Origin of the sequence: Catellatospora aurea (genome assembly GCF_042663325.1) — a bacterium.
GTDB classification, from domain to species: domain Bacteria; phylum Actinomycetota; class Actinomycetes; order Mycobacteriales; family Micromonosporaceae; genus Catellatospora; species Catellatospora aurea.
The window spans coordinates 224002-247538 of the sequence record NZ_JBHTAC010000005.1; the positions used below are offsets into that span (position 1 = coordinate 224002).

The window sequence follows — 23537 nt, forward strand, 5'->3', positions numbered from 1 at the left end:
GGCCGGGCGTCTCACGACGATGCCCGGCCGCTCACTCCCATTCCCAGCGCATGCCGACGATGCCCGGCGGGATGTCGGTCGCGACCAGGTGCGCGCCGTGCGTCGAGCCGATCCACACCTCGCGTACGCCCTGGTCGGGGGCGTGCAGGCCGCGCCGTTCGAAGCGGTAGCAGCGGGCCGGCACCGCGTCGCGGTCGAACTGCACCTGCAGCACGTACTCCCCCACCGGCACCGAGAAGCCCCGGTAGTAGTTGTCGGTGGCGATCATCGAGCCGCTCTCGAACTCGTACTCCAGGACGACGGTGTCGCCCTGGGACAGCATGCGGTCGAAGATGATCTCGGCGGCCTGCAGTCCCGACTCGGGGTCCGAGCGCACCCGGCCCAGCCGGCAGTTGCGCAGGGCTTGCACGCCGGTGGGCGCGCCCAGGTCGTCGGTGCGGAAGATGCCGACGGTGCGCGACACCCGGTCCACGTTGGCTCGCAGCACCTGGCGGCAGTTGAGCCGCAGCTCCTGGCGCTGCGCGCCGACCTGGTACAGGTCGTGCAGGCTGATCCGCGTGAGTTCGTGGTACATCCACCGATCCAGCTCACGGATGATCTTCGAGACGCTGTTGCCGTCCTCGAAGAGCCGGTCGATGTCGATGGTCCCCGGGGGCTGGTTGAGCCAGCGCCCCCGGGGGCGGCGCGGGCCGAGCTGGGCGATGAGGGACTCGGCGGGCAGCGACAGGATCTGCTCCAGCAGCCGCACCGCCTTCATGGACTCGGGGCGCTCCGGGCGGCTGCGACCACGCCGCCAGTAGCTGAGGGTGGCCAGGCTGACGCTGATGCCGGCGGCGGACAGCTTCTCCTGGATCTCCTCAGGCCGGATGCCGCGATCCTCGATGGCCAGGTGCAACGCGGCGGAGAACGGGCCGGTACGCAGCGCATGCGCCAGGTCCCGGCCGAGAAGTTCAGAACGAGCCTTCTCCATGAACGCTGAGTATCACCACGCCCCCGCCGCAGCGCCACCCATGGAAGTCAGAGTTGCTCGTCCAGCAGCGACTGAGCCGCCTCGGGCAGGCGGTGCACGACGACGCCGGCCAGGCCGGGACCGACGTGCGCGGCCACCACCGCGCCGACCTCGCTGGTGTACAGCTCGCACAGCCGATCGCCGAGCCGTTCCCGCAGCGCCTGCGCGATCCACTCCGCCCGCTCCGCGGCCGCCAGGTGGTGCACGGCGACCTCGACGGGGCCGTCCCCGGACGCCTCCAGGGCGAGCGCGACCAGCCGGTCCAGCGCGCGAGCCGCGGTGCGCACCTTGTCGCGCATGGTGATGCCGCCCGCGGAGACCTCCAGCAGGGGTTTGACCGCCAGTGCGGTGCCCAGCAGGGCGGAGGCGGCGTTGATGCGGCCGCCGCGGCGCAGGTGCTCCAGCGTGTCCACGTAGAAGAAGGTGCTGGTCCGGTCGATGGTGTGCAGGGCGGCTTCGCGTACGCCCGCGAGGTCTTCGCCCTGCGCCGCGGCCCGCGCCGCGGCCAATGCCGGGAAGCCCACGCCCATCGCGGCGGAGCAGGAGTCGATCACCTCGACCGGCCCGGCGGCCTCGCCCGCCGCGGTCGACGCCGCGCCGAGCGTGCCGGACAGCGCGCCGGCCAGGTGCACCGAGACGATGCCGTCCACACCGGTCGCGAACAGCTTGTCGTAGACCTGCCCGAACTCGGCCGGGGTGGGCTGCGAGGTGGTCACCGCGACGCGGCGGGCGGCCAGCGCGACGGCGACCTCGGCGGGGTAGACCTCGACGCCCTCCCGCCCGGACACGCCGCCCAGCACGACGTGCAGCGGCACGACGGTCAGCGACCCGTCCGCGACGGTGGCGGGCAGGTAGGCGGTGGAGTCGGTGACGACTGCTACGGACATGCGGGCACGTTAACTCGTCATGCCGGCTGCGCCGAGTCGACCTCGAGCACCGGGCCCATCTGGCAGATCGTCATGATGTCGGCGCGCAGCCGGCCGCTGATCCGCACGGTGGCGCCGGGCTTGACGACGTTCGGGTCGCCGCCCATCAGCTGGTAGGTGGTGCCGTTGTCGGCGCGCAGCACGGTGCAGCCGCCCTCCAGCTCCACCCGCTCGACCAGGCCGCGCACCGAGATGGGCTGGCCGTCCTTGGCCGGCGGCGGCACCACGGGCCCGGACAGGCTCGGCTTCGGCTTGCCGGTGCTCGGCGGCACCGCGGAGGCCGACGGCGGCGGGGTCATGGAGCTGCCCACCTCCGGCTCCTCGCTCGGGGCGCACGCGGTGAGCAGGAGACCGCCCAGCAGCGCGCCGGTCAGCAACAGATGAGTGAGGGGGCTTCGTGTGGTCATGTCAGTTCGGACGCTACCGCCCGGGGGCAAGTTGCGCGAGGGGGACGTCAGGCGCCGACGTTGTACGCCGACACCCGCCACCCGTACGACGGCTGCAGGATCAGGTCGACCCAGTGGCAGTTCTGCACCGGGGCGATCGTCGGCAGCATCTCCTCGGGCCAGCCGAGCAGCGCGGCCACCCCGTACTTGATGGCGCCGCCGTGGCTGACCAGGACCGCGGTGCCGCCGGGCACCCGCTCGGCGGCCTGCCGGATCGTCTCGCTGACCCGCTTGCCCAAGTCGGGCAGCGACTCGATGCCGTCGCCCGGGTCCGGGTCGGCGGCACGCCAGCGGGCGTACGACTCGGGGAAACGCTCACGCACCTCCGGGGTGGTGAGCCCCTGCCACGAGCCGAAGTGCCGCTCGCGCAGCCGGGCGTCTCGCTCGGGCACCAGGCCGGTCAGCTCGGCGAGCGGCGCGCCGGTCATCGTGCACCGGCTCAGGTCACTGGTGATCATGAGCTGGGCCTCGCCGCGCGCGAGCACCGCGGCCGCGGCCTGGGCCTGGGCCCGGCCGCGGTCGTTGACGGGCACGTCGAGCTGGCCCTGCACCCGCTGGGCGGCGTTCCAGTCGGTGTTGCCGTGCCGCCACAGCAGCACTCGCGTGATCGACTCCTGGCCCCGCTCCAGACTCACGCCTTCTCCTCGCTGCGCTCGTCGGCGGCGGAACGGACCCACTGGGTTCGCTCGCGCGGCTCGCTCACGCGGCGTCCTGGGTCGCCAGGTCGCGGTCGACGAACTCGATCCGGGCGCAGTCCTTCCACAGGCGGTCGAGGGCGTAGAACTCGCGCTCCTCGCTGTGCTGGATGTGCACCACGATGTCGCCGAAGTCCAGCAGCACCCAGCGGCCGGCCCGCTCGCCCTCGCGGCGCACCGGCTTGGCCTTCTCGGGCAGGTTCAGCAGAGCCTCTTCGACAGCGTCGACGATGGCCAGGACCTGGCGCTCGTTCGGAGCGGAGGCGACCACGAAGACGTCGGTGAGAACGAGTTGCTCGCCCACGTCCAGCAGGACGATGTCCTCGGCCTTCTTGTCGGCGGCCGCCTGCGCGGCGGCCAGGGCCATCTCGACGGCACGCTCGGTTGCGGGCACCTTGGTCCTTTCGTCGGTGGCCCGGTCGCGATGCTCGCGATCAGGCTCAGCATCCAGAGTCTCACAGTGATTACCCGGTCTGCCGCCGAGATAGACACGCGGTGGGCCGGGACACCCGGACATCAGCGGTATAGATGCCGTTTTGTGATGTATTGCACTACCCCGTCCGGTACCAGATACCAGACCGGCTGGCCCGCGGCGACCCGGCGGCGGCAGTCCGTCGACGAGATCGCCATCGCCGGCACCTGGACCAGGCTCACCACGTCGGCGGGCAGGTGCGCGTCGGTCAGCATGAACCCCGGACGGGTGACCCCCACGAAGTGGGCCAGCTCGAACAGCTGGTCCGCGTCCTTCCAGGACAGGATCTTCGACAGCGCGTCGGCGCCGGTGATGAAGAACAGCTCGGTCTTCTCGCCGTACTGGTCGCGCAGCTCGCGCAGCGTGTCGACGGTGTACGTCGGCCCCACCCGGTCCACGTCCACCCGGCTCACGCTGAACCGCGGGTTCGACGCCGTCGCGATGACCGTCATCAGGTAGCGGTCCTCCGCCGGGGTGACCGCGTGCTCGGTCTTCTGCCACGGCCGGCCCGTGGGCACGAAGACGACCTCGTCCAGGGCGTACCGGTCAGCCACTTCGCTGGCCGCGACGAGGTGACCGTGGTGGATGGGGTCGAAGGTGCCGCCCATGATCCCGATACGTGTCGCCACGCGCCGATTCTATGCCCGCGCGCGTCACACCCCGGCCTGTCATCGACGTTGGCCTATGACATCGAAAAATCGGCGATCATATTCGATGTCATAGGCCAACGTCTAAGTCGGGCGGGGCCGGTGAGCCGCGAGCCCGCCGGACGCCGCGAGCCCGGGGTGGAGCGGGGCGGCCGGCGGGACGAACGGGCTGGTCAGGCGGCCTGCTGGGCGCGCAGGGCGCGGGCCAGGTCGTCGGTCTCGTCGGCCAGCGCGCGGCGCGGCAGCGGGTGCATGTCCCCCGCCAGCGCCGCCCGCGCGGCGGCCAGTGTGTCCTCCGACACGGCGTACCCCGGGTAGGACGCCTTGACCAGGTGCGCCAGCATGTCGCCGGAGCGGCCCGCCGAGCGCGGCAGCTCGGCGAAGTACCGGGCCACCAACGGCTCGGTCAGCTCCGCGTGCTCCGGCTGCCACAGACCGGCCCCGGCCGCGGCCGCGATCCGGTTCGACTGGCCCTGCTCGGTGACGACCAGGTCGAACGCCCGTGCCTTGGCGGCCGGGTCGGGGCGGCTGGCCCGCACCCGGACGGCCTCCTGCTCGCCCTTGTCGCTGGTGTCGCGCTGCAGTTCGGCGTCGATCTCCTCCTCGGTCACGTCGCCGAGCACCGCGAGCCGGCCCAGGATCGCCCAGCGCAGCTCGGCGTCGACGGCCAGGCCCGCGGGCACGTCCGCGCCGGAAAGCCAGCCGCGCAGCACCGCGCGGTCGTCCTCGCCGGCGGTGGAGAGCAGCGTGCGGGCCGCGGCGAGCTGGTCGCGGTCGCCGGGCTCGGCGGTGGCCAGCAGGGTCTTGGCCGCCCCGGCCAGCGCCGCGCGGGCCGCCGCCTGCCCGTCCACGGGCACGAAGCGGGTGGCCGCGTACCGGGCCAGCCCGAACACCGACTCGACGATGGTCACGTCCGGCTCGGCGGGCAGCGCCGCGGCGGCCAGTTCGACCAGTTCGGTGGCGGGCCACTCGGCGTCGCGGACGGCGTCCCAGGCGCTGTTCCACCACAGCGAGCGCGACAGCGGGTCGGGCTGCGCCGCCAGCAGCGCGGGCAGCTCGGCGCGGGTGCGCTCGTCGAGCCGGATCTTGGCGAAGGTGAGGTCGCCGTCGTTGAGCAGCAGGCCGCGGCCGCGTACGCCGGACAGCTGCGGCACCGGCGTGAGCGCGCCGGTCACCTCGATCTCGGTGTGCTGCCAGGCGCCGTGCTCGTCGAACCAGCCCAGGCCGACCCGGTGCGGGCGCAGCGTCGGGTACTGCTCGGCGGCGGTCTGCTCGACGGTGACGGAGGCGTACGAACCGTCCTGCGCCCACTCGATCACCGGTCGCAGCGTGTTCACCTGCGGGGTGCGCAGCCAGGCCTGCGCCCAGGCGTCCAGGTCGCGCCCGCTGGCCAGCGACAGCGCGCCGAGCAGATCGGCCAGCGTGGCGTTGCCCCAGGCGTGCTTGTCGAAGTGCGCCCGCAGCCCGTTCAGGAACGCCTCGTCGCCGATGAACGCGACGAGCTGGCGCAGCGCCGAGCAGCCCTTGGCGTACGAGATGCCGTCGAAGTTGGCGAACGCGGCGTCGGTGTCGGCGACCTCGCTCGGCGCGATCGGGTGCGTGGAGGGGCGCTGGTCGGCGGCGTACCCCCAGGCCTTGCGGCCGACGCCGAAGCGGGTCCAGGCCTGCGGCCACGGGGTGACCTCGGCGACCAGCCGGTAGCCCATGTAGGTGGCGAACGACTCGTTCAGCCACAGGTCGTCCCACCAGCGCATGGTCACCAGGTCGCCGAACCACATGTGGGCCATCTCGTGGGCGATGATGGCGGCCCGCTCCAGCCGCTCGGTGTCGGTCACCGCAGCCCGGAACAGCAGCTCGTCGCGGAACACCACGCAGCCGGGGAACTCCATCGCGCCCCAGCTGAACTCGGGCACGAACGCCTGGTCGTACTTGCCGAACGGGTACCGCACGCCGAACAGCTCGTGGTAGCGGTCCAGGAACGCCTTGGTCAGCGAGAGGATCTCGGGCGCGTCGCGCTCCAGCACCTCGGCGTAGCTGGCGCGGGCGTACACGCCGAGCGGGATGCCGTCGTGGCTGTCGGTCACCGCGACGTAAGGACCGGCTACGAGCGTGATCAGGTAGGTCGCGACGGGCTTGGTGGCCGGGAACTCCCAGCGGCCCGCTACCGTCTGCTCGCCTTCCGCGTTGGCCCGGACCAGCCAGGACGGGTCCGCGGTGACGGACAGCGTCACCGGCGCCTTGAGGTCGGGCTGGTCGAAGCAGGCCATGAACCGGGGCGCGTCGGTGATCGAGGGCTGCGCGTACACGTAGACCTGCTTGTCGGCCGGGTCGACGAAGCGGTGGATGCCCTCGCTGGAATGGGTGTAGGCATACTCGGCGGACACCACGACGGTGTTGTCCGCGGCGAGGTCGGTCAGCCGCAGCCGCCCCTCGGCGAACGCCTCCGCGGGCAGCGCGACGCCGTTCAGGGTGGCGCCGAGCAGCCGCTCCGGCCGCGCCTCCAGGAACGTCTCGGCGCCGGGGTCGGCGGTGAAGCGGACGGTGGTGACCGTGCGGAAGAGTTCGTCTCCCGTGGTCAGGTCCACGTCCAGGGCGTACGCGAGGTTCCGGACGGTGGCGGCCCGCGCGACGGCTTCGAGGTGGCTGAGGCAACGATGCGACATGACGCCCATCCTGCCTGACGACGGCAGGTGGTGAACGGGCGGTAGCCCCTTACCTTCCGTTACGTTCTTGCCGATCAAGGCCGGTGCGGGGACAATGGTCGCCATGCGGACGACGAACCCCATGTGGTGGCTGCCCTGACGGGCGGCCCGCTTCCGCGAACCCAGTAGACGACCCAGGCCGCCCCTCCGGGCGGCCTTCTTCGTGCGCGGCTCCCGCCGTGCCGGGGTCTCCGGACGGGGCGGCCGACTCCCGAGGAGACCGACATGACCATCGCCCCGACCCGCGTCCGCGCCCGCCGGCTGTCCGCCTGCAAACCGACCGGCCACCTGCAGCTCGGCAACCTGTTCGGCATGATCGCGCCGCTGGTGGCCGGCCAGGACGACACCGAGACCATCACCATGCTCGCCGACCTGCACTCGCTCACCGTCGAGCACGACCCCGCCGCGGTACGCGGGCTGACCCTGGAGCAGGCCGCGGTGCTGCTCGCCGCCGGGGTCGACCCGGAACGCTGCACCCTGTACGTCCAGTCCCACCTGCCCGAGCATGCCCAACTGCACTACCTGCTGGAATGCGCCACCGGCTACGGCGAGGCCCAGCGCATGGTCGCGTTCAAGGAGAAGGCCGCCCGCGGCGAGCAGGTGCGGCTCAGCCTGCTCACGTACCCGGTGCTGATGGCGGCCGACATCCTGCTGCACGACACCGAGCAGGTGCCGGTCGGCGACGACCAGATGCAGCACGTCGAGCTGGCCCGAGCGGTCGCGACCCGGTTCAACGGCCGCTACGGCCCGACCTTCACGGTGCCGGTGGCGGTGCCCGCCCCGGTCGCCGCGCGGGTCATGGACCTGGCCGACCCGACGGCCAAGATGGGCAAGACCAATGTGGTCAGCGCGGGCGTGATCAGCATCCTCGACGAACCCGAGGTGGTACGCCGCAAGGTGATGCGCGCGGTCACCGACAGCGGGAGCACGGTGCGCCGGGACCGGGAGAACCAGCCCGGCGTGACCAACCTGCTGGAGATCTACCAGGCCTGCACCGGGTCCGCCGGCGACTTCGCCTCGTACGGGCAGCTCAAACGGGAGACCGCGGAGGCCGTGGTGGCGGTGCTGAGGCCGATCCAGGAGCGCTACGAGGCGCTGCGGCGACGGCCGGAGGCGGTGGAGCGGGTGCTGCGCGAGGGCGCGTCACGGGCACGCCCGCGGGCCGCCGCCACGTTGCGGCGAGCCGGCGAGGCGATAGGACTCGTCAGCTTCTGATGAGCTTCTTCGTGAAGCAAACCGAGTAGGGGTTGCCGATGTACCTGCCGTACGGCTCGGTCCGCTGGTAATCGGACGAGTCGAACAGTGCGATCGCCTCAGGCTGGTTCACGCCGGTCTCGAGGATGATCGAGTCCCAGCCCTGGGCGGTGGCCCGTCGTTCCAGTGCCGCGAGGATGCGGCGGGCCACCCCGGCGCGGCGATGCGCCGGCAGTACGAACATCCGCCTGATCTCGCCGACACCCGGCGCGGACGGCACGATGCCGCCACAGCCGACAGGCCTGCCCAGCACGTACGCCACGACGAAACGGGCGTGCGGGTCCAGGGGCGAACGGGTGGTGCCCGGATACCGCGTGAAGAGTTCGTCCTCAGCGGCGAGCACGAGCGCGGTGACATCAGGGTGGGTGATCTCACGGTGCTGGATCAACACCGTCAGGACGCTAGCCAGGGCATGTTTCCGCGTTGTTTCACAAACCGCACAGCGAGGCCGTACACGGTGAGATGGCGGACACTGTCACCGAACCTTTACTTAACAGTGTCCGCCCTGGGACCGCCGCCTAGAGATCGTCGTCGTCGTCATCGTCCGCGGCGCGCAGATCCCGCTCGTCGGGCAGCCACTCGTCGCCCACGGTGTCGCCCTCCGCGCGCACCCGCCGCGCCTTGCGGGCCGCGAGCCGCTCCGCGGCCCTCGGTCGCGTGATGTCGTCCTCGAGGCGCTCGTCGGTGAAGCGGTTGCCCGGCGTGAAGTCCTTGCCCGCGTAGATCGTGGGCTGCCAGTCGAACTCGCGCTCTCCGATCCGCACCGGGTCGCCGGGTTGTGCGCCGAGCTTGCCGAGCTTCTCCTCGACCCCCAGCCGGGCGAGCCGGTCCGCGAGGTAGCCCACCGCCTCGGCGTTGTCGAACATGGTCTGGCGCACCCAGCGCTCGGGCTTGCTGCCCTTGACCACCCAGACGCCCGCGCGGTCCTGCGCGATCTCGAAGCCGGAGTCGTCGACCGCCTTCGGGCGCAGCACGATGCGGGTCGGCTCCAGCACCGGCGCGGCCGCCCGGTGCTCCTCCACCATCCGGGCCAGCGCGTACACCAGGTCCTGCAGGCCCTCCCGGGTCGCCGCGCTGACCTGGTAGATCGGCCAGCCGAACTTCTCCAGGTCAGGGGTCGTGATGTCGGCCAGGTCCCGGCCGTCCGGCACGTCGATCTTGTTCAGCACGATGATCCGGGGCCGGTCCTCCAGCCCGCCGTACTGCGCGAGCTCCGCCTCCAGGGCCTCGATGTCGGCCACCGGGTCGCGGTCGGTCTCCAGGGTCGCGGTGTCCACCACGTGGGCCAGCACCGCGGTGCGCTCGATGTGGCGCAGGAACTCCAGGCCCAGGCCCTTGCCCGCAGCCGCGCCCGGGATGAGGCCCGGCACGTCGGCGACGGTGAACACGTGCTCGCCGGCCTGCACCACGCCCAGGTTCGGCACCAGCGTGGTGAACGGGTAGTCGGCGATCTTCGGCTTGGCCGCGGAGATCACCGAGATCAGCGAGGACTTGCCGGCGCTCGGGAAGCCGACCAGGCCCACGTCGGCGACGCTTTTCAGCTCGACGACCACGTCCAGCCGGTCGCCCGGCTCGCCCAGCTCGGCGAAGCCGGGGGCCTTGCGCCGCGCGCTGGCCAGCGCCGCGTTGCCGCGGCCGCCCCGGCCGCCCCGGGCGATCTCCAGCGTGGTGCCTGCGCCGACCAGGTCGGCGATGACCTCGCCGTCGAGCGTCTGCACGACCGTGCCGGAGGGCACCTTGAGCACCAGGTCGCCGCCGTTCGCGCCCTCGCGGTTGTTGCCCGCGCCGCCCTTGCCGTTGGTCGCCTTGATGTGCGGGTGGAAGTGGAAGTCCAGCAGCGTGTGCACGTTGGGGTCGACCTGCATCAGGATGCCGCCGCCGTGCCCGCCGTTGCCGCCGTCCGGCCCGCCGAACGGCTTGAACTTCTCGCGGTGGATGGAGATGCAGCCGTGGCCACCGTCACCCGCCTGCAGGTGCAGCACCACACGATCCACGAACGTAGCCACGTTCCATCCTCCACATACATCAACAAAAAACCAGCATATGCCCGCTTGCACCCCGCCCATCGCGGCCTGCCCCCTCGCCGCAACTCTTAAAGAGTCGCGGCCAGGACGGCCTCCCGAGGCCGCATGTCTTTAAGAGTTGCGGCAGGGAGGCGGTGGGGCGGCGCGTGTGCCCCCTAGGGCAGCGCGTGGTGAGGGTCGGGTGTTCCGGTGGGCGGCGTTAGCCGCGTCTCACCTGGGTGTTTCCGGGGGCGGAAACGGCAAAGGCGGGAAGGCGCTTCGCGCGCCCTCCCGCCTCCGACGAACTGTCAGGCCTCGACCGGAACGATGTTCACGGTCTTGCGGCCCCGCTTGAGACCGAACTGCACCGAGCCCGCGGCGAGCGCGAACAGCGTGTCGTCGCCGCCACGGCCGACCAGGTCGCCCGGGTGGAACTTCGTGCCGCGCTGGCGGATGAGGATCTCGCCGGCGCTGACGACCTGACCGCCGAAGCGCTTCACGCCGAGCCGCTGGGCGGCGGAGTCGCGACCATTGCGCGAGCTGGATGCACCCTTTTTATGTGCCATCTCGAGGCCTACTTCCCGCTCTTGATGCCGGTGACCTTGACCTGGGTCAGCGGCTGACGGTGACCCTGCCGCTTGTGGTAGCCGGTCTTGTTCTTGAACTTGTGGATCCGGATCTTCGGGCCCTTGGTGTGGGCCACGACCTCACCGGAAACAGAAACCTTGGCAAGCTTCGCCGCGTCGGTCACCAGGTCGCTGCCATCAACAAGCAGCACTGCGGACAGCGCCACCACGTCGCCGGGCGCGCCCGCGAGCTTCTCGACCTCGATCACGTCGCCCTCGGCGACCTTGTACTGCTTGCCGCCGGTCTTGACGATCGCGTACATGAGACGCGGACTCCTGTCGTAGGTGCTGGCGGTTGGTCCATCGACCCGCGAGGCGAGCCGACTCTTCACTACTTTGTTGCGCTCGGCAGTCCTGGCCAGACGGCCGGCACACACGCACGCATGCAGCGCCCTGTCATGGGCACCGTGGAGAAGACTACGTCATGCCCGGCCCGATGCCCAAACCGGGCACCCCCGGGCCCGGCACGCGGTGATGGCGATCACCGCGTGCCGGGGCTGTGCTCACTTGCCGCAGAGCGCGCGGACGGCTTCGCCGCCCTTTTCGAACTCGGGGGTCTCCAGGGCCGCCATCGCCTTCGTGACGTCGCCGCCGGAAGCCGCGATCGCCGGCATGACCTTGTTCAGCGCGGCGATGTCGGACTCGACGGCGGCCTTCAGCTCGGCGTCGTTCACGCCGGCCGCGATCGGGGCCAGCGCGGCCTGGAAGTCGGTGAACGCCTTGGTCAGCTTGCCGACCGCCTCCTGCGCCTTGGCCGGGTCGGCCTTGATCGCGTCCAGCTGCATCGCCAGCTCCATGAGCGGGGCCTTGGCCGCCTCCTCCGCCTTGGTGTACGCGGCGCAGGCGGCGGCCTTGTCCATGGCCGCGGCCGCGGCGCTGGTGGCGGCGGCCGGGATCGACGCCGAGGCGCCCGGGGTCGGGGTGTCGGTGTCGGCACAGGCGGTCATGCCCAGCAGCGCGAGACCGAGGGTGGCGGTAGCCAGAATCCGTCGCATGTTCTTCCTTGTCTATGCGGGGTGATCGGGTGCGCCAGGTCGGCGGCGGCACCCGTGCTTACTCGTCATATGGCCGAAGCTTCGGCCCCGTACACGCCAAACCCTCGTTTGTGGCCACCGGGGCAGCCTAGCCACGGTGGCCGACAACGGAATCGGCAGCCTCAGGCGCACACCTTCGAGGTCTTGTTCTCGTGGATGTCCAGAGCGGTGCCCTCCAGGACCTCGAGCACCTTGTTGAAGTCGCCGCTCGCGGCCGTCAGGGCCTGCCCGGCACCGGCGACCGTGGCGATGTCCGCGTCCAGGGCCGCCTTCACCTCGGCATCCGCCGTGCCCGCGGAAAGCTTGACCAGCTCACCGCGGTAGACCTCGATCGCCGTGACGAGCGCCGGGACGTGGGTCTTGGCCTTCTCCTCGTCGTCGATGGCCGCACCGATGATCTTGGTGGTGGCCCCCAGCACGCCGATGGCCTCCTCGCCGATGTTCATCATGTTGAACGCCAGGCACGTCGCGGCCTTGTCGGCGGTGCCGGTGGGCGCGGCCGGAGCGGCGGACGACGCGGCCGGGGCCGGGGCGGCCGACGACGCCGGCGTGGCCGTGGTCTCGGCCGGGTCGGCGGTGCACGCGGCGGCGCCGAGCAGGGTCAGGCTGAGGGCGGCGGTGGTCAGAACGCGGCGCATGTGCGAAAAGGTCCTTTGGTACGTGAGTGGGTGACGGCAGCGGACAAAGCTGCCCCGGAGCGGTGTGAACGCCCCGGGGCAGCTTAGGGAAGCCTGATGACGGCCTGATAACGGTCTCAGGGACAGATCCTGGCCAAAGGCATGATCCAGGACAGCAGAGCCGGGGTGAGCTTCGCCTCAAGCTCGGAGATCTTGGTGACCCCGTCGAGGAACGCCAGGTCGGCACCGGTCTGCCGGACGTTCGCGGCGACCTGGTCGAAGGCGGCCTTGACCGCGGGGTCGGCGGCGACCGCGCCGACCCCCGTGATCTGGGTCTCCAGCGCGGTGAGCGCCTCACGCAGCTTGGTCTCCGCGGCCTGGGTCTTCGCGGCGTCGGTGCCCGCCCGCGCCTTGAGCACCCCGCCGATCGCGGTGGTCAGGTCGGTCCGCGCCTTGCCGTTGAAGACCTTGTCGAACTCGGCGCAGACCGCCGCGGCGGCCGTCGAGCCGCTCGGCGCGGGTGCGGCGGCCGCACTGGACGAGGATGCCGACGGGCTGGGCGTGTCGTCGGCGCATGCGCTCGCGCCGAGCAGGGATCCGGCCACCAGGACGGCGGTCAGGAAACGTCGCATGGGAATTGCCTCCAGAGGGGGTGGTGCGGGGTCGCCGTGCGCCGTCAGGCCGCCGGACAGATCTCGTTCAGCGCCTCGTTGGCCGCGGTCAGGTCCGGGCTGAACAGGATCTGCTGCATCTTCGAGGGGTCCTCGGCGAGCTTCTGCGAGTCGCTCAACTGCGCCACCGCGGCGTCCAGGGCCTTGGCGAGGTCCTCCAGCGCTTTGCGCAGCTTCGGGTCGGCGCTCTTGGCCGCTTCCGCCTTCACCGTGGTGGACAGCGTCACGTAGTCCTTGCTCAGCGCGCCGAAGAAGACCTTGACCTTCTCCGGGTCGCTCAGCGACTGGCCGAGCTCCTCGGCCCTGACCACCAGGTTCGCGACGAACTTCTTGCTCTCGGCGATCACCGCGGCGCAGGTCGCCTTCGCGTCGGTGGTCCCGGTGACGGCCCCGGAGGCGCCGGGCGCGGCACTCGTGCCCGGGCTCGTCTGCGCCGAAGCACCGGCCGAGGGCCCCGAGCCCGCGTCGGGCCGCGTCGGGTCGGCGGAGCAGGCGGTGGCGGTCAGCAGGGCCGCGCCGAGCACGGCCGCGGCGAGGAAACGTCGCATAGGGGTCCTCCAGGCTCTGCGGGGGGCCGGACAGCGAACTGCCCGGGGAATGGTGCGCCCATACCCCGGGCAGCTTATGCGAGTCCCCCGCCTGCGGATCAACCGCGAGCGATCCCTACGGGCGGGTGCGCCGCCGACCGCCGCGGCGGGTACGCCGCCTGGTGGGCGTGTCGCCGCCGTCCTCACCGGGCTCCTCGCCCGCCTCGTCGTCGTCCTCGACCGCCGCCGTCTCGTACCGGGACAGGTCGTAGCCCTCGGTGTCGTAGTAACCCGTGTCCGCGGCCGCCGGCTTCTGCTGCTTCGGCGCGGGCGGCGCGGCGGCGGCCTGCTTGACCGGCGCAGGCGGGGCCTGGGCCGGCGGCGCGGCGTGGACCGGCGCGCGGCGCTCGGAGACCGGCTCGGTGTGGATGATGACCCCGCGGCCCTTGCAGTGCTCACACGGCTCGCTGAACGCCTCCAGCAGGCCCGCGCCGATGCGCTTACGCGTCATCTGCACCAGGCCCAGCGAGGTGATCTCGGTGACCTGGTGCTTGGTCCGGTCCCGGCCCAGGCACTCGGTCAGCCGGCGCAGCACCAGCTCGCGGTTGCTCTCCAGCACCATGTCGATGAAGTCGATCACCACGATGCCACCGAGGTCGCGCAGCCGCAGCTGACGCACGATCTCCTCGGCCGCCTCCAGGTTGTTGCGGGTGACCGTCTCCTCCAGGTTGCCGCCGACACCGGTGTACTTGCCGGTGTTGACGTCGACGACGGTCATCGCCTCGGTGCGGTCGAACACCAGGTGGCCGCCGGAGGGCAGGAACACCTTGCGGTCCAGGCCCTTGAGGATCTGCTCGTCGATGCGGTACGTCGCGAACACGTCGGACACCCCGGTGTGCCGGTGCACCCGGTCCACCAGGTCGGGCGAGACGTGCCCGAGGTAGGTCTGCACCGTGTCGTAGGCGTTGTCGCCCTGCACCACGAGTTCCTTGAAGTCCTCGTTGAACAGGTCGCGGACCACGCGGACGACCAGGTCCGGCTCGCCGTACAGCAGCGCGGGCGCGCCGCCTTCGGACGCCTTGGCCTGGATGTCCTCCCACTGCGCCTGCAGGCGCAGCACGTCGCGCTCCAGGTCCTCCTCGGAGGCGCCCTCGGCGGCGGTGCGCACGATCACGCCCGCGCCCTCGGGGACCAGCTTCTTGAGGATGTCGCGCAGCCGCTTGCGCTCCACGTCGGACAGCTTGCGGCTGATGCCGGAGGCGTTGCCGTTGGGCACGTACACCAGGTGGCGGCCGGACAGCGCGACGTGGCTGGACAGCCGCGCGCCCTTGTGCCCGATCGGGTCCTTGGTGACCTGCACCAGCACCGAGTCGCCGGACTTCAGCGCCTGCTCGATGGACCGCTGGCGGCCCTCCAGCCCGGCCGCGTCCCAGTTGACCTCACCGGCGTACAGCACCGCGTTGCGGCCCCGGCCCAGGTCGACGAAGGCGGCCTCCATGCTCGGCAGCACGTTCTGCACCTTGCCCAGGTACACGTTGCCGACCATGGTGGCGGTGGACGCGCGGGTGACGTAGTGCTCGACGAGCACGCCGTCCTCCATGACCGCGATCTGCGTGCGGTCCGGGTTCTCGCGAATGACCATGACCCGGTCGACCGCCTCGCGGCGGGCCAGGAACTCGGACTCGGTCAGGATCGGCGGGCGGGTGCGGCGCTGCTCGCGGCCGTCCCGGCGGCGCTGGCGCTTGGCCTCCAGCCGGGTCGAGCCGGAGACGCCCTGCACCTCGTCGCTGGCGGCACGCGGCTCACGGATGCGGACGACGGTGTGCACGCCGTCCTCGGCCTCGGCGCCCTCGTCCCCGGCGCCCTTGCGGCGGCGGCGACGGCGGCGACGGGTCAGCGGCTCGCCGTCGGAGTCGGTCTCCTCCTCCTCGGCCTCGACGGCCTCGGGCTGCTCCTCGTCGCCGTTGTCCTCGGCGCCGCCCTTGCCCCGGCCACGGCCACGGCGGCCCCGGCGACGGCGGGCGCGGCCGTTCTCCTCGCCCTCGCCCTCGTCCTCGTCCTGCTCATCGTCGGCGGCGACCGGCTCGGCGGCCTCCGCCTCGACGACGGCCTCCTCCTCGTCCCGACCGCGACGGCGCTTGCGGCGACGGCCGGTCTCGGCCGGCTCCGCGGGCTCGACGGGCTCCTCGACCGGCACGGGCCGCGCGGCGGCCACGGGGCGCACCGGCGTGGCCGTCGCCTCGGGGGCCATGAACAGCACGGACGGGGCGAGCCGGCGCGGCGCTTCGCCCACCTGCCCGGCAGCCACGGCAGCGGCCTCGGCCGCTTCCTCGTCCTCTTCCGCTTCCTCGTCGAGCGCGTCGGCCACGGTGGGCGCGAGCTCCTCGACGGCCGGAAGTTCCGGCTCGGTTACGTCGTTCGCCCCAGACTCGCCGGAGATGTCCGGCTCTGCGGCTTTCTTCCTGCGCCGGGTCGCCTTCTTGACGGGAGCGGCCTCCTCGGAGGTCTCCCCCGCCGCGTCCGCGGCCTCCGGGGCGGCAGCCGCGACGGCCCGCTTGCGGGTGCGCCGCCGCGCAGGCGCGGCCTCACCCTCCGCGTCGGGGGCCGTCTCCGGCGTCGTGGGCTGGGCCATCGCGGGCTCAGGCGGCACAGGCGCGCCTGACACCGCGTCGCCGCCGGTGTGCTCGCCGGTCACGGCACTCGGCTGGTCAGCCGGGGCCGCGCCGGGCGGGTTCTGCGAAACGTTGTCGGCATTCTCGTGCCGATCTGCGGGCTCGTGGTCGAGCATCCGGACTGTTCTCCAGTTCTGGTGGTCCCGGGCGCGTCACAACGCAGCCACTCAGGAGCACCGGTGTTTGCCGCCGGGGTCGCCCGTCAGAGCGCCTGTCGAGGCGCTCGGACGGGCATCCGCCGAAGTCTGCCGAGAGCGGAGACCGGTCGGGTCAACGCTCGCCGATGGCGACGGGGTCGCGATCCACGTCGAGCGGATCCACGATCTCCCCCTGGGGGGTCAGCGTGCCCTGTGCCAGCCGGGTCGCCCTGGCACTTTTCAGTGAATGGGGCGCCGACGGCTCCAGGTCCGCAACCACGCGCAGGCCGGACAGGACGTCATCGGGCCGTACGGAGGGAGTGACCTGCCGCACGACAAGGTCGAGTATCGCACACGGCGCTGCCCCGACCACGTCAGGTGGTGAGGACTGTGACGAGACGGCCGCGATGGACGCCACGGCGTCCCTGGTGTCGAACGTGCGGCGGCCCTGTTTGGTCAACCGCTCGACCAGGACCTCACTCTGCGCGACGAACGCCGCCACGGCGGCGGCGAGCTGCTCGTCGGTCACGCCGGGCAGCTCGATGCGCCACGACGAGGCGGTGATCCGGTCGGCCAGGCTGCCCGGCGTGACCGCCTCGACGGCCTCGATCACGTCGAGGCCGGGCGACAGCGACGCGTCCAGCGCCTTGGCCAGGTCCGCCGGGTCGACCCGCTCGCGCAGGCCGATCTCCAGGTACTCCGCCTCGGAGGCCACCCCGGTCGGCGCGGCGCTGGCGAAGGAGATCTTCGGATGCGGGGTGAAACCCTGCGAGAAGGCGATCGGGATGCCCGCCCGGTGAATGGCCCGCTCGACGGCACGGGCGAAGTCGCGGTGCGAGGTGAACCGCATCGGGCCGCGCTTGGTGTACCGCAGCCGGATGCGCTGCACGACGGGGGCCTGGCCACCGGTCGGCTGGTTCTTGGTGCGTCCCACGTCAGGCCTCCGCGGGCACGCGCAGGCCGGTGTTGACCGGCGTGATGGGCAGCAGCTTCTTGCCGGTGGGCCCGATCTGGATGCTGGTGTCCATGGACGGGCACACACCACAGTCGAAGCACGGCGTCCAGCGGCAGTCGTCCTGCTCGTACTCGGTGAGCGCGTCCTGCCAGTCCTGCCAGAGCCAGTCCTTGTCCAGGCCCGAGTCCAGGTGGTCCCAGGGCAGCACCTCGGACTGCTCGCGCTCGCGGGTGGTGAACCAGTCCAGGTCCACGCCGAAGCCCGGCAGCACCGCCTCGGCGGCGTCGACCCAGCGGCGGTACGAGAAGTGCTCGCTCCAGCCGTCGAAGCGCCCGCCGTCCTCCCACACCTTGCGGATGACCGCGCCGACGCGGCGGTCACCGCGCGCCAGCAGGCCTTCGATCAGCGAGGGCTCGCCGTCGTGGTAGCGGAAGCCGATGGCCCGGCCCAGCGAGCGGTCCGAGTTGATCTCGTTCTTGAGCGCCTTGAGCCGCGCGTCGATGACCTCGGGGCGCTCCATCGGGGCCCACTGGAACGGGGTGTGCGGCTTGGGCACGAACCCGCCGATGGACACCGTGCAGCGGATGTCCTTGGAGCCGGTCGCCTGCCGGCCCGACTTGATGACGTTGTGCGCCAGCCGGGCGATCTGCAGCACGTCCTCGTCGGTCTCGGTGGGCAGGCCGCACATGAAGTACAACTTCACCTGCCGCCAGCCGTTGGAGTACGCGGTGGTGACGGTGCGGATCAGGTCCTCCTCCGACACCATCTTGTTGATCACCTTGCGGATGCGCTCCGAGCCGCCCTCGGGCGCGAAGGTCAGACCGGTGCGGCGGCCGTTGCGGGCCAGCTCCTGCGCCAGGTCGATGTTGAACGCGTCCACCCGGGTGCTGGGCAGCGACAGCGAGACGTTGGTGCCCTCGTACTGGTCGGCCAGCCCGGAGCAGATGTCGCCGATCTCGGAGTGGTCGGCGCTGGACAGCGACAGCAGGCCCACCTCCGTGAAGCCGGAGAACTCCAAACCGTCGTGCACCATCTGCGCCACCGTGGTGATGGAGCGCTCGCGCACCGGACGGGTGATCATGCCGGCCTGGCAGAAGCGGCAGCCCCGGGTGCAGCCCCGGAAGATCTCCACGGCGAACCGCTCGTGCACCGTCTCGGCCAGCGGCACCAGCGGCTTCTTCGGGTACGGCCACGCGTCGAGGTCCATGGTGGTGCGCTTGTGCACCCGGAACGGCACACCCGCGCGGTTGGGCACCACGCGCTGGATGCGGCCGTCGGGCAGGTAGTCCACGTCGTAGAAGCGGGGCACGTAGACCGACTCGGTCTTGGCCAGGCGCAGCAGGATCTCGTCCCGGCCACCCGGACTGCCCTCGCGCTTCCAGGCCGCGACGATGTCGGTGATCTCCAGCACCGCTTCCTCGCCGTCGCCGAGCACCGCGGCGTCCACGAAGTCGGCGATCGGCTCCGGGTTGAAGGCGGCGTGGCCGCCCGCGACCACGATCGGGTGGGATTCGTCACGGTCGGCGGCCAGCAGCGGGATCTGCGCCAGGCTCAGCTCGGTGAGCATGTTCGTGTAGCCGAGCTCGGTCGAGAAGGACAGGCCGAACAGGTCGAAGTCGCCGACCGCGCGGTGGCTGTCGACGGTGAACTGCGGCACGCCGCGCTCGCGCATCAGCTTCTCGAGGTCGGGCCAGACCGCGTAGGTGCGCTCGGCGAGCACATCCTCGCGCTCGTTGAGCACCTCGTACAGGATCTGCACGCCCTGGTTCGGCAGGCCCACCTCGTACGCGTCCGGGTACGACAGCACCCATCGGACGGTCGCCGACTCCCATGGTTTGACCACGGAGCCCAGCTCACCGCCGATGTACTGGATCGGCTTGCTGATCAGAGGCAGCAACTGCTCAAGCTGGGGAAAGACCGACTCGCCACGCATGGGTAACAAGGGTACGCGGTCGCACGGGAGAGCCGGACCTCGGGCGATTGCGAGCCCGATGTCCGGTTACCACCTGCCTGTCTACTGCTCCGCGTCGCCGGCGCTTCGCTTCGGAGCGTACCGGGACACGTACTCCTGCCCCGTGAGCTGCTGGATGGCCATCATCACGGTGTCGGTGATCTCGCGCGCGGCGGTGCTCGCCGACTCGGCGTCCTGCCACGCCCCGACCTCGATCGGCTTGCCGAACTTCACCGTGACCTGGCCGGGCTTCAGCGACGGCAGGGCCTGGCCGATCGGCTGCACCTTCTCGGTGCCGATCATGCCGACGGGAATGATCGGGACGTCCGCGGCGAGCGCGAGCCGCGCCACACCGGTGCGGCCGCGGTAGAGCCGGCCGTCGGGCGAGCGGGTGCCCTCCGGGTACACCGCGACGAGGCCGCCCTCCTGGAGCACCGGGATCGCCGCGTCGAACGCGCTCAGCGCGGCCCGGCCGCCGGAACGGTGCACCGGGATCGCGCCCAGGCCGCCCATCAGGGTGCGGAAGAACAGGCCGCTCAGGCCGGTGCCGACGAAGTAGTCCTCCTTGGCCCAGAAGGAGATGTGCCGGCCGACCGCGGAGCCGAGGAACAGCTCGTCGGCCACGGAGAGGTGGTTGCCGGCGAAGATCGCGCCGCCGGTGGCGGGGATGTGCTCCGCACCCTCGATGGTGGGGCGCCAGCCGAGCTTGATCGCGGGCGCCACCGTCCACAATCCGACCGTATAGAGCACCGGCACTTTCTGCCTCCACAGGTGATGAGCTAGCCGGCCAGTGAACTTACCGTAGTCCTCTGAGCGGGCCCATACCCCCGGAACAGATCGCCTATGCGCCCGGAGTCTGAGATACTCCGCGCCCGCCTGCGGGCCTGGACCACGGCCCTGAGCTGCGCGGACGTTGCGCCGCATACGGATCGGGGCGCGGCCTGTGACATTTCCGGCACAGGCCGCGCCCCGTTCGTGAACCCGTCAGCTGCGGGTGACCGCCACCGTCACGTTGCCGCCGTCGCCGGCCTCACCCGTGAAGCCGCCGTCGACCGCGCCGTAGCTGACGCTGTCGGCCAGCGTCTCGGCCGCCAGGAACGCCTGGTGCGTACGCACCGCCGCGGCCACCTCGTCCGACGCCTGCACGGTCAGCGCGATCCGGTCGGTGATGGCCAGGTCCGCCTCGCGGCGGGCCTGCTGCACCACCCGGACCACGTCCCGGGCCAGCCCCTCGGCCTCCAGCTCCGGGGTGACCGCCGTGTCCAGCACGACCACACCGGCGTCGCCGGGCAGCGGCGCGGAGTGCTCCGCGTCGGCCGCGACCAGCTTCAGCTCGTACTCGCCCTCCTGCAGGGTGACCCCCGAGGCGACCGGGGCCCCGTCGACCAGCGACCAGTCCCCCGACTTCACCGCCTTGATGACCTGCTGCACCGAGCCGCCGACGCGCGGGCCGAGCACCCGCGGCACCACCGTGAGCACCTGCTCGCAGTGGCCGGTCAGGTCGTCGCTCAGCTCGACCGACTTCACGTTGACCTCGTCGGCGATCAGCTCGGCGAAGTCGCGCAGCCCGGACGCGTCCGGCGTCGCCACGGTCAGCGACGCCAGCGGCAGGCGCACCCGCAGGCCCTTGGCCTTGCGCAGCGACAGCGCCGCCGAGCAGACCTCGCGCACCCGGTCCATGGTGGCGACCAGGTCGTGGTCGGCCGGCAGCACCGCCGCGTCCGGCCAGTCGGCCAGGTGCGCCGAGCGCTCGCCGGTCAGGCCGCGCCAGATCTCCTCCGCGGTCAGCGGGGCCAGCGGCGCGACCACCCGGGCCAGCGTCTCCAGCACCGTGTACAGGGTGTCGAAGGCGTCGGCGTCGCCGGCCCAGAAGCGGTCCCGGCTGCGGCGCACGTACCAGTTGGTCAGCGCGTCCAGGTAGGTCCGCACCCCGGCGCAGGCGGCCGAGAGGTCGTACGCGTCGAGCTGGGCCGTCGTGGTCTCCACCAGTTCCCGGGTCTTGGCCAGCACATACCGGTCGAGCACGTGCGTGGAGTCGGTCCGGGGCCGGGCGGTAAACCCGGCGGCGTTGGCGTAGAGCGTGAAGAAGTAGTACACGTTCCACAGCGGCAGCAGCACCTGGCGCACCGAGTCCCGGATGCCCGACTCGTTCACCGCCATGTCGCCGCCGCGCAGCACCGGGCTGCTCATCAGCATCCAGCGCATGGCGTCGGCGCCGTAGCGGTCGAACATCTCGTACACGTCGGGGTAGTTGCGCAGGCTCTTGGACATCTTGCGGCCGTCAGACCCCTGCAGGATGCCGTGGCTCACGCAGCTGCGGAACGCCGGCCGGTCGAACAGCGCGGTGGCCAGCACGTGCATGGTGTAGAACCAGCCGCGCGTCTGTCCGATGTACTCGACGATGAAGTCGCCCGGGTAGTGGTTCTCGAACCACTCGGTGTTCTCGAACGGGTAGTGCACCTGGGCGAACGGCATCGAGCCCGACTCGAACCAGCAGTCCAGCACCTCCGGCACCCGGCGCATGGTCGAGTTGCCCGTCGGGTCGTCCGGGTTCGGCCGGGTCAGCTCGTCAACGTACGGGCGGTGCAGGTCGGTGACCTTCACGCCGAAGTCCGCCTCCAGCTGCGCCAGCGAGCCGTACACGTCGGTGCGCGGGTAGTTCGGGTCGTCGCTGACCCACACCGGGATCGGCGAGCCCCAGAACCGGTTCCGGCTGATCGACCAGTCCCGGGCGTTGCTCAGCCACTTGCCGAACGAGCCGTCCTTGACGTGCTCCGGGGTCCAGTTGATCTGCTGGTTCAGCTCGACCATGCGGTCACGGAACGCGGTGACCTTCACGAACCAGCTCGACACCGCCTTGTAGACCAGCGGGGTGTCACACCGCCAGCAGTGCGGGTAGGAGTGGGTGTAGGTCTCGTGGCGCAGCACCACGCCGCGGTCCTTGAGCTCGCGGATGATCGCCTTGTTGGTGTCGAAGACCTGCTGGCCCTCGTACGCCGGGACCAGCGCGGTGAACCGCGCCCGCTCGTCGACGGTCACCACGGTCGGGATGCCCGCCGCGTTGCAGGTGTTCTGGTCGTCCTCACCGAACGCCGGCGCGAGGTGCACCACCCCGGTGCCGTCCTCGGTGGTCACGAAGTCCGCCCCGAGCACCTGGTACGCGTTCTCCCCAGCGTGGTCCACCAGATACGGGAACAGCGGCGTGTACCGCTTGCCGACCAGATCCGCGCCCTTGACGGTGCCGGTCTGCTCGTAGCCCTCCAGCTCCTTGGCGTAGTAGCCGACCCGGGCGGCACCGAGGAGCAGCTTCTCGCCGTCCTTCTCCATCACCGCGTAGTCGATGTCCGGGCCGACGGCCAGCGCCAGGTTGCTCGGCAGGGTCCACGGCGTGGTGGTCCACACCGCGACCTTCTCGCCGCTGTCCAGCTGGAACTTCACCGCCAGGGTCGGGTCCTGCCGGTCCTTGTAGACGTCGTCCATCCGGGTCTCGGTGTTGGACAGCGGCGTCTCGCAGCGCCAGCAGTACGCCAGCACCCGGAAGCCCTCGTACACCAGGCCCTTGTCGTGCAGGGTCTTGAAGGCCCACATGACGCTTTCCATGTAGTCCAGGTCGAGGGTCTTGTAGTCGTTGGCGAAGTCGACCCAGCGGGCCTGCCGGGTGACGTACCGCTCCCACTCGTTGGTGTAGCGCAGCACGGAGGTGCGGCAGGCCTCGTTGAACTCGGCCAGGCCCATGTCGAGGATCTCGGCCTTGGTGGTGATGCCGAGCTGCTTCTCCGCCTCAACCTCGGCCGGCATGCCGTGGGTGTCCCAGCCGAACCGGCGCTCCACCCGGCGGCCGCGCATGGTCTGGTAACGCGGCACCACGTCCTTGACGTAGCCGGTCAGCAGGTGGCCGTAGTGCGGCAGGCCGTTGGCGAACGGCGGGCCGTCGTAGAAGACGAACTCGTTCGACCCCTTCGCCCCGGCGTCGCGCTGCTCCACGCTGGCCGCGAACGTCTTGTCGGCGGCCCAGTAGTCGAGCACGCGCCGCTCCAGGGCGGGTAGGTCCGGGCTGGCGGACACGCCGTCAGCGGCGGCGTCATGCAGTGGGTAAGCCATCGCGGGCTCCTCGTCACACTCGTCACTGTCGTCTCACAGTGCGAGGACGAGCCGGGGCCCGCGGTACCACCTCGCTTGCCCGCCGCAGGTGC

At 71.4% G+C, this 23537-nt stretch carries 21 protein-coding genes; 1 reads left to right on the top strand and 20 read right to left on the bottom strand.

Annotated elements, in window-relative coordinates:
- Nucleotides 1–31 precede the first annotated feature (31 nt).
- The 7 genes from ACFQO7_RS07570 to pepN all read right to left on the bottom strand — a co-directional run bounded on the left by ACFQO7_RS07570 (nucleotide 32) and on the right by pepN (nucleotide 6858).
- The gene (locus ACFQO7_RS07570) at nucleotides 32–970 is read right to left on the bottom strand and encodes a hypothetical protein (RefSeq protein WP_360533552.1); all 939 of its coding nucleotides are present in this window, start codon (nucleotides 968–970) and stop codon (nucleotides 32–34) included.
- A gap of 47 nt (nucleotides 971–1017) precedes the next feature.
- The gene (locus tag ACFQO7_RS07575) at nucleotides 1018–1896 is read right to left on the bottom strand and encodes a DegV family protein (protein WP_376805741.1); all 879 of its coding nucleotides are present in this window, start codon (nucleotides 1894–1896) and stop codon (nucleotides 1018–1020) included.
- 17 nt (nucleotides 1897–1913) lie between these two features.
- Nucleotides 1914–2342: a DUF5818 domain-containing protein gene (locus ACFQO7_RS07580; protein ID WP_376805742.1), complete on the bottom strand. Its 429-nt coding sequence runs from the start codon at nucleotides 2340–2342 to the stop codon at nucleotides 1914–1916.
- 47 nt (nucleotides 2343–2389) lie between these two features.
- On the bottom strand, nucleotides 2390–2989 hold the full coding sequence (locus tag ACFQO7_RS07585; protein ID WP_376805772.1) for a histidine phosphatase family protein: 600 nt from the start codon (nucleotides 2987–2989) through the stop codon (nucleotides 2390–2392).
- A gap of 91 nt (nucleotides 2990–3080) precedes the next feature.
- A complete protein-coding gene (gene rsfS / locus ACFQO7_RS07590) occupies nucleotides 3081–3470 on the bottom strand; it encodes a ribosome silencing factor (protein ID WP_203692539.1) in 390 nt (129 codons plus the stop codon).
- A 122-nt stretch (nucleotides 3471–3592) separates the two neighbouring features.
- On the bottom strand, nucleotides 3593–4177 hold the full coding sequence (gene nadD, locus ACFQO7_RS07595) for a nicotinate-nucleotide adenylyltransferase (RefSeq protein WP_120316517.1): 585 nt from the start codon (nucleotides 4175–4177) through the stop codon (nucleotides 3593–3595).
- Between the two features lie 191 nt (nucleotides 4178–4368).
- Nucleotides 4369–6858 carry an aminopeptidase N gene (gene pepN, locus ACFQO7_RS07600; protein ID WP_376805743.1) on the bottom strand — a complete coding sequence of 830 codons (2490 nt, stop codon included), beginning with the start codon at nucleotides 6856–6858 and terminating at the stop codon, nucleotides 4369–4371.
- A 264-nt stretch (nucleotides 6859–7122) separates the two neighbouring features.
- Between pepN and trpS the strand changes: the two genes are divergently transcribed.
- Nucleotides 7123–8112: a tryptophan--tRNA ligase gene (gene trpS, locus ACFQO7_RS07605; RefSeq protein WP_376805744.1), complete on the top strand. Its 990-nt coding sequence runs from the start codon at nucleotides 7123–7125 to the stop codon at nucleotides 8110–8112.
- On the opposite strand, the gene ACFQO7_RS07610 is transcribed toward trpS, so the two are convergent.
- The 13 genes from ACFQO7_RS07610 to ileS all read right to left on the bottom strand — a co-directional run bounded on the left by ACFQO7_RS07610 (nucleotide 8102) and on the right by ileS (nucleotide 23445).
- Entirely contained in the window at nucleotides 8102–8542 is a 441-nt protein-coding gene (locus tag ACFQO7_RS07610) for a GNAT family N-acetyltransferase (RefSeq protein WP_360533568.1), read from the bottom strand. The genes trpS and ACFQO7_RS07610 overlap by 11 nt on opposite strands.
- Nucleotides 8543–8669: 127 nt before the next feature.
- Nucleotides 8670–10157, bottom strand: a complete 1488-nt coding sequence (obgE, locus tag ACFQO7_RS07615) for a GTPase ObgE (RefSeq protein ID WP_376805745.1) — start codon at nucleotides 10155–10157, stop codon at nucleotides 8670–8672.
- Nucleotides 10158–10462: 305 nt separating this feature from the next.
- Nucleotides 10463–10720: a 50S ribosomal protein L27 gene (gene rpmA / locus ACFQO7_RS07620; protein ID WP_191841170.1), complete on the bottom strand. Its 258-nt coding sequence runs from the start codon at nucleotides 10718–10720 to the stop codon at nucleotides 10463–10465.
- An 8-nt stretch (nucleotides 10721–10728) separates the two neighbouring features.
- A complete protein-coding gene (rplU, locus tag ACFQO7_RS07625; RefSeq protein ID WP_155374923.1) occupies nucleotides 10729–11043 on the bottom strand; it encodes a 50S ribosomal protein L21 in 315 nt (104 codons plus the stop codon).
- A gap of 240 nt (nucleotides 11044–11283) precedes the next feature.
- On the bottom strand, nucleotides 11284–11775 hold the full coding sequence (locus ACFQO7_RS07630) for a hypothetical protein (RefSeq protein ID WP_376805746.1): 492 nt from the start codon (nucleotides 11773–11775) through the stop codon (nucleotides 11284–11286).
- 161 nt (nucleotides 11776–11936) lie between these two features.
- Nucleotides 11937–12452 carry a hypothetical protein gene (locus ACFQO7_RS07635; RefSeq protein ID WP_376805747.1) on the bottom strand — a complete coding sequence of 172 codons (516 nt, stop codon included), beginning with the start codon at nucleotides 12450–12452 and terminating at the stop codon, nucleotides 11937–11939.
- Between the two features lie 116 nt (nucleotides 12453–12568).
- On the bottom strand, nucleotides 12569–13063 hold the full coding sequence (locus ACFQO7_RS07640) for a hypothetical protein (RefSeq protein ID WP_361056139.1): 495 nt from the start codon (nucleotides 13061–13063) through the stop codon (nucleotides 12569–12571).
- A 44-nt stretch (nucleotides 13064–13107) separates the two neighbouring features.
- Nucleotides 13108–13650, bottom strand: coding sequence for a hypothetical protein (locus ACFQO7_RS07645; RefSeq protein ID WP_376805748.1), 543 nt, complete (start codon nucleotides 13648–13650; stop codon nucleotides 13108–13110).
- Nucleotides 13651–13765: 115 nt separating this feature from the next.
- Entirely contained in the window at nucleotides 13766–16417 is a 2652-nt protein-coding gene (locus ACFQO7_RS07650; RefSeq protein WP_376805749.1) for an Rne/Rng family ribonuclease, read from the bottom strand.
- Nucleotides 16418–16571: 154 nt separating this feature from the next.
- Nucleotides 16572–17327, bottom strand: a complete 756-nt coding sequence (locus ACFQO7_RS07655; protein WP_376805773.1) for a TIGR03936 family radical SAM-associated protein — start codon at nucleotides 17325–17327, stop codon at nucleotides 16572–16574.
- 46 nt (nucleotides 17328–17373) lie between these two features.
- Nucleotides 17374–19326: a TIGR03960 family B12-binding radical SAM protein gene (locus ACFQO7_RS07660; RefSeq protein ID WP_360533591.1), complete on the bottom strand. Its 1953-nt coding sequence runs from the start codon at nucleotides 19324–19326 to the stop codon at nucleotides 17374–17376.
- An 81-nt stretch (nucleotides 19327–19407) separates the two neighbouring features.
- Entirely contained in the window at nucleotides 19408–20100 is a 693-nt protein-coding gene (locus ACFQO7_RS07665) for a lysophospholipid acyltransferase family protein (protein ID WP_376805750.1), read from the bottom strand.
- A 228-nt stretch (nucleotides 20101–20328) separates the two neighbouring features.
- Nucleotides 20329–23445, bottom strand: a complete 3117-nt coding sequence (gene ileS / locus ACFQO7_RS07670; protein WP_376805751.1) for an isoleucine--tRNA ligase — start codon at nucleotides 23443–23445, stop codon at nucleotides 20329–20331.
- Nucleotides 23446–23537 lie beyond the last annotated feature (92 nt).

Coding starts and splice junctions, on each gene's coding strand:
- ACFQO7_RS07570 (WP_360533552.1), bottom strand. CDS start 970: ATGGAGAAGGCTCGTTCTGAACTTCTCGGCCGGGACCTGGCGCATGCG.
- ACFQO7_RS07575 (WP_376805741.1), bottom strand. CDS start 1,896: ATGTCCGTAGCAGTCGTCACCGACTCCACCGCCTACCTGCCCGCCACC.
- ACFQO7_RS07580 (WP_376805742.1), bottom strand. CDS start 2,342: ATGACCACACGAAGCCCCCTCACTCATCTGTTGCTGACCGGCGCGCTG.
- pepN (WP_376805743.1), bottom strand. CDS start 6,858: ATGTCGCATCGTTGCCTCAGCCACCTCGAAGCCGTCGCGCGGGCCGCC.
- trpS (WP_376805744.1), top strand. CDS start 7,123: ATGACCATCGCCCCGACCCGCGTCCGCGCCCGCCGGCTGTCCGCCTGC.
- rpmA (WP_191841170.1), bottom strand. CDS start 10,720: ATGGCACATAAAAAGGGTGCATCCAGCTCGCGCAATGGTCGCGACTCC.
- rplU (WP_155374923.1), bottom strand. CDS start 11,043: ATGTACGCGATCGTCAAGACCGGCGGCAAGCAGTACAAGGTCGCCGAG.
- ACFQO7_RS07630 (WP_376805746.1), bottom strand. CDS start 11,775: ATGCGACGGATTCTGGCTACCGCCACCCTCGGTCTCGCGCTGCTGGGC.
- ACFQO7_RS07635 (WP_376805747.1), bottom strand. CDS start 12,452: ATGCGCCGCGTTCTGACCACCGCCGCCCTCAGCCTGACCCTGCTCGGC.
- ACFQO7_RS07640 (WP_361056139.1), bottom strand. CDS start 13,063: ATGCGACGTTTCCTGACCGCCGTCCTGGTGGCCGGATCCCTGCTCGGC.
- ACFQO7_RS07645 (WP_376805748.1), bottom strand. CDS start 13,650: ATGCGACGTTTCCTCGCCGCGGCCGTGCTCGGCGCGGCCCTGCTGACC.
- ACFQO7_RS07650 (WP_376805749.1), bottom strand. CDS start 16,417: ATGCTCGACCACGAGCCCGCAGATCGGCACGAGAATGCCGACAACGTT.
- ACFQO7_RS07660 (WP_360533591.1), bottom strand. CDS start 19,326: ATGCGTGGCGAGTCGGTCTTTCCCCAGCTTGAGCAGTTGCTGCCTCTG.
- ileS (WP_376805751.1), bottom strand. CDS start 23,445: ATGGCTTACCCACTGCATGACGCCGCCGCTGACGGCGTGTCCGCCAGC.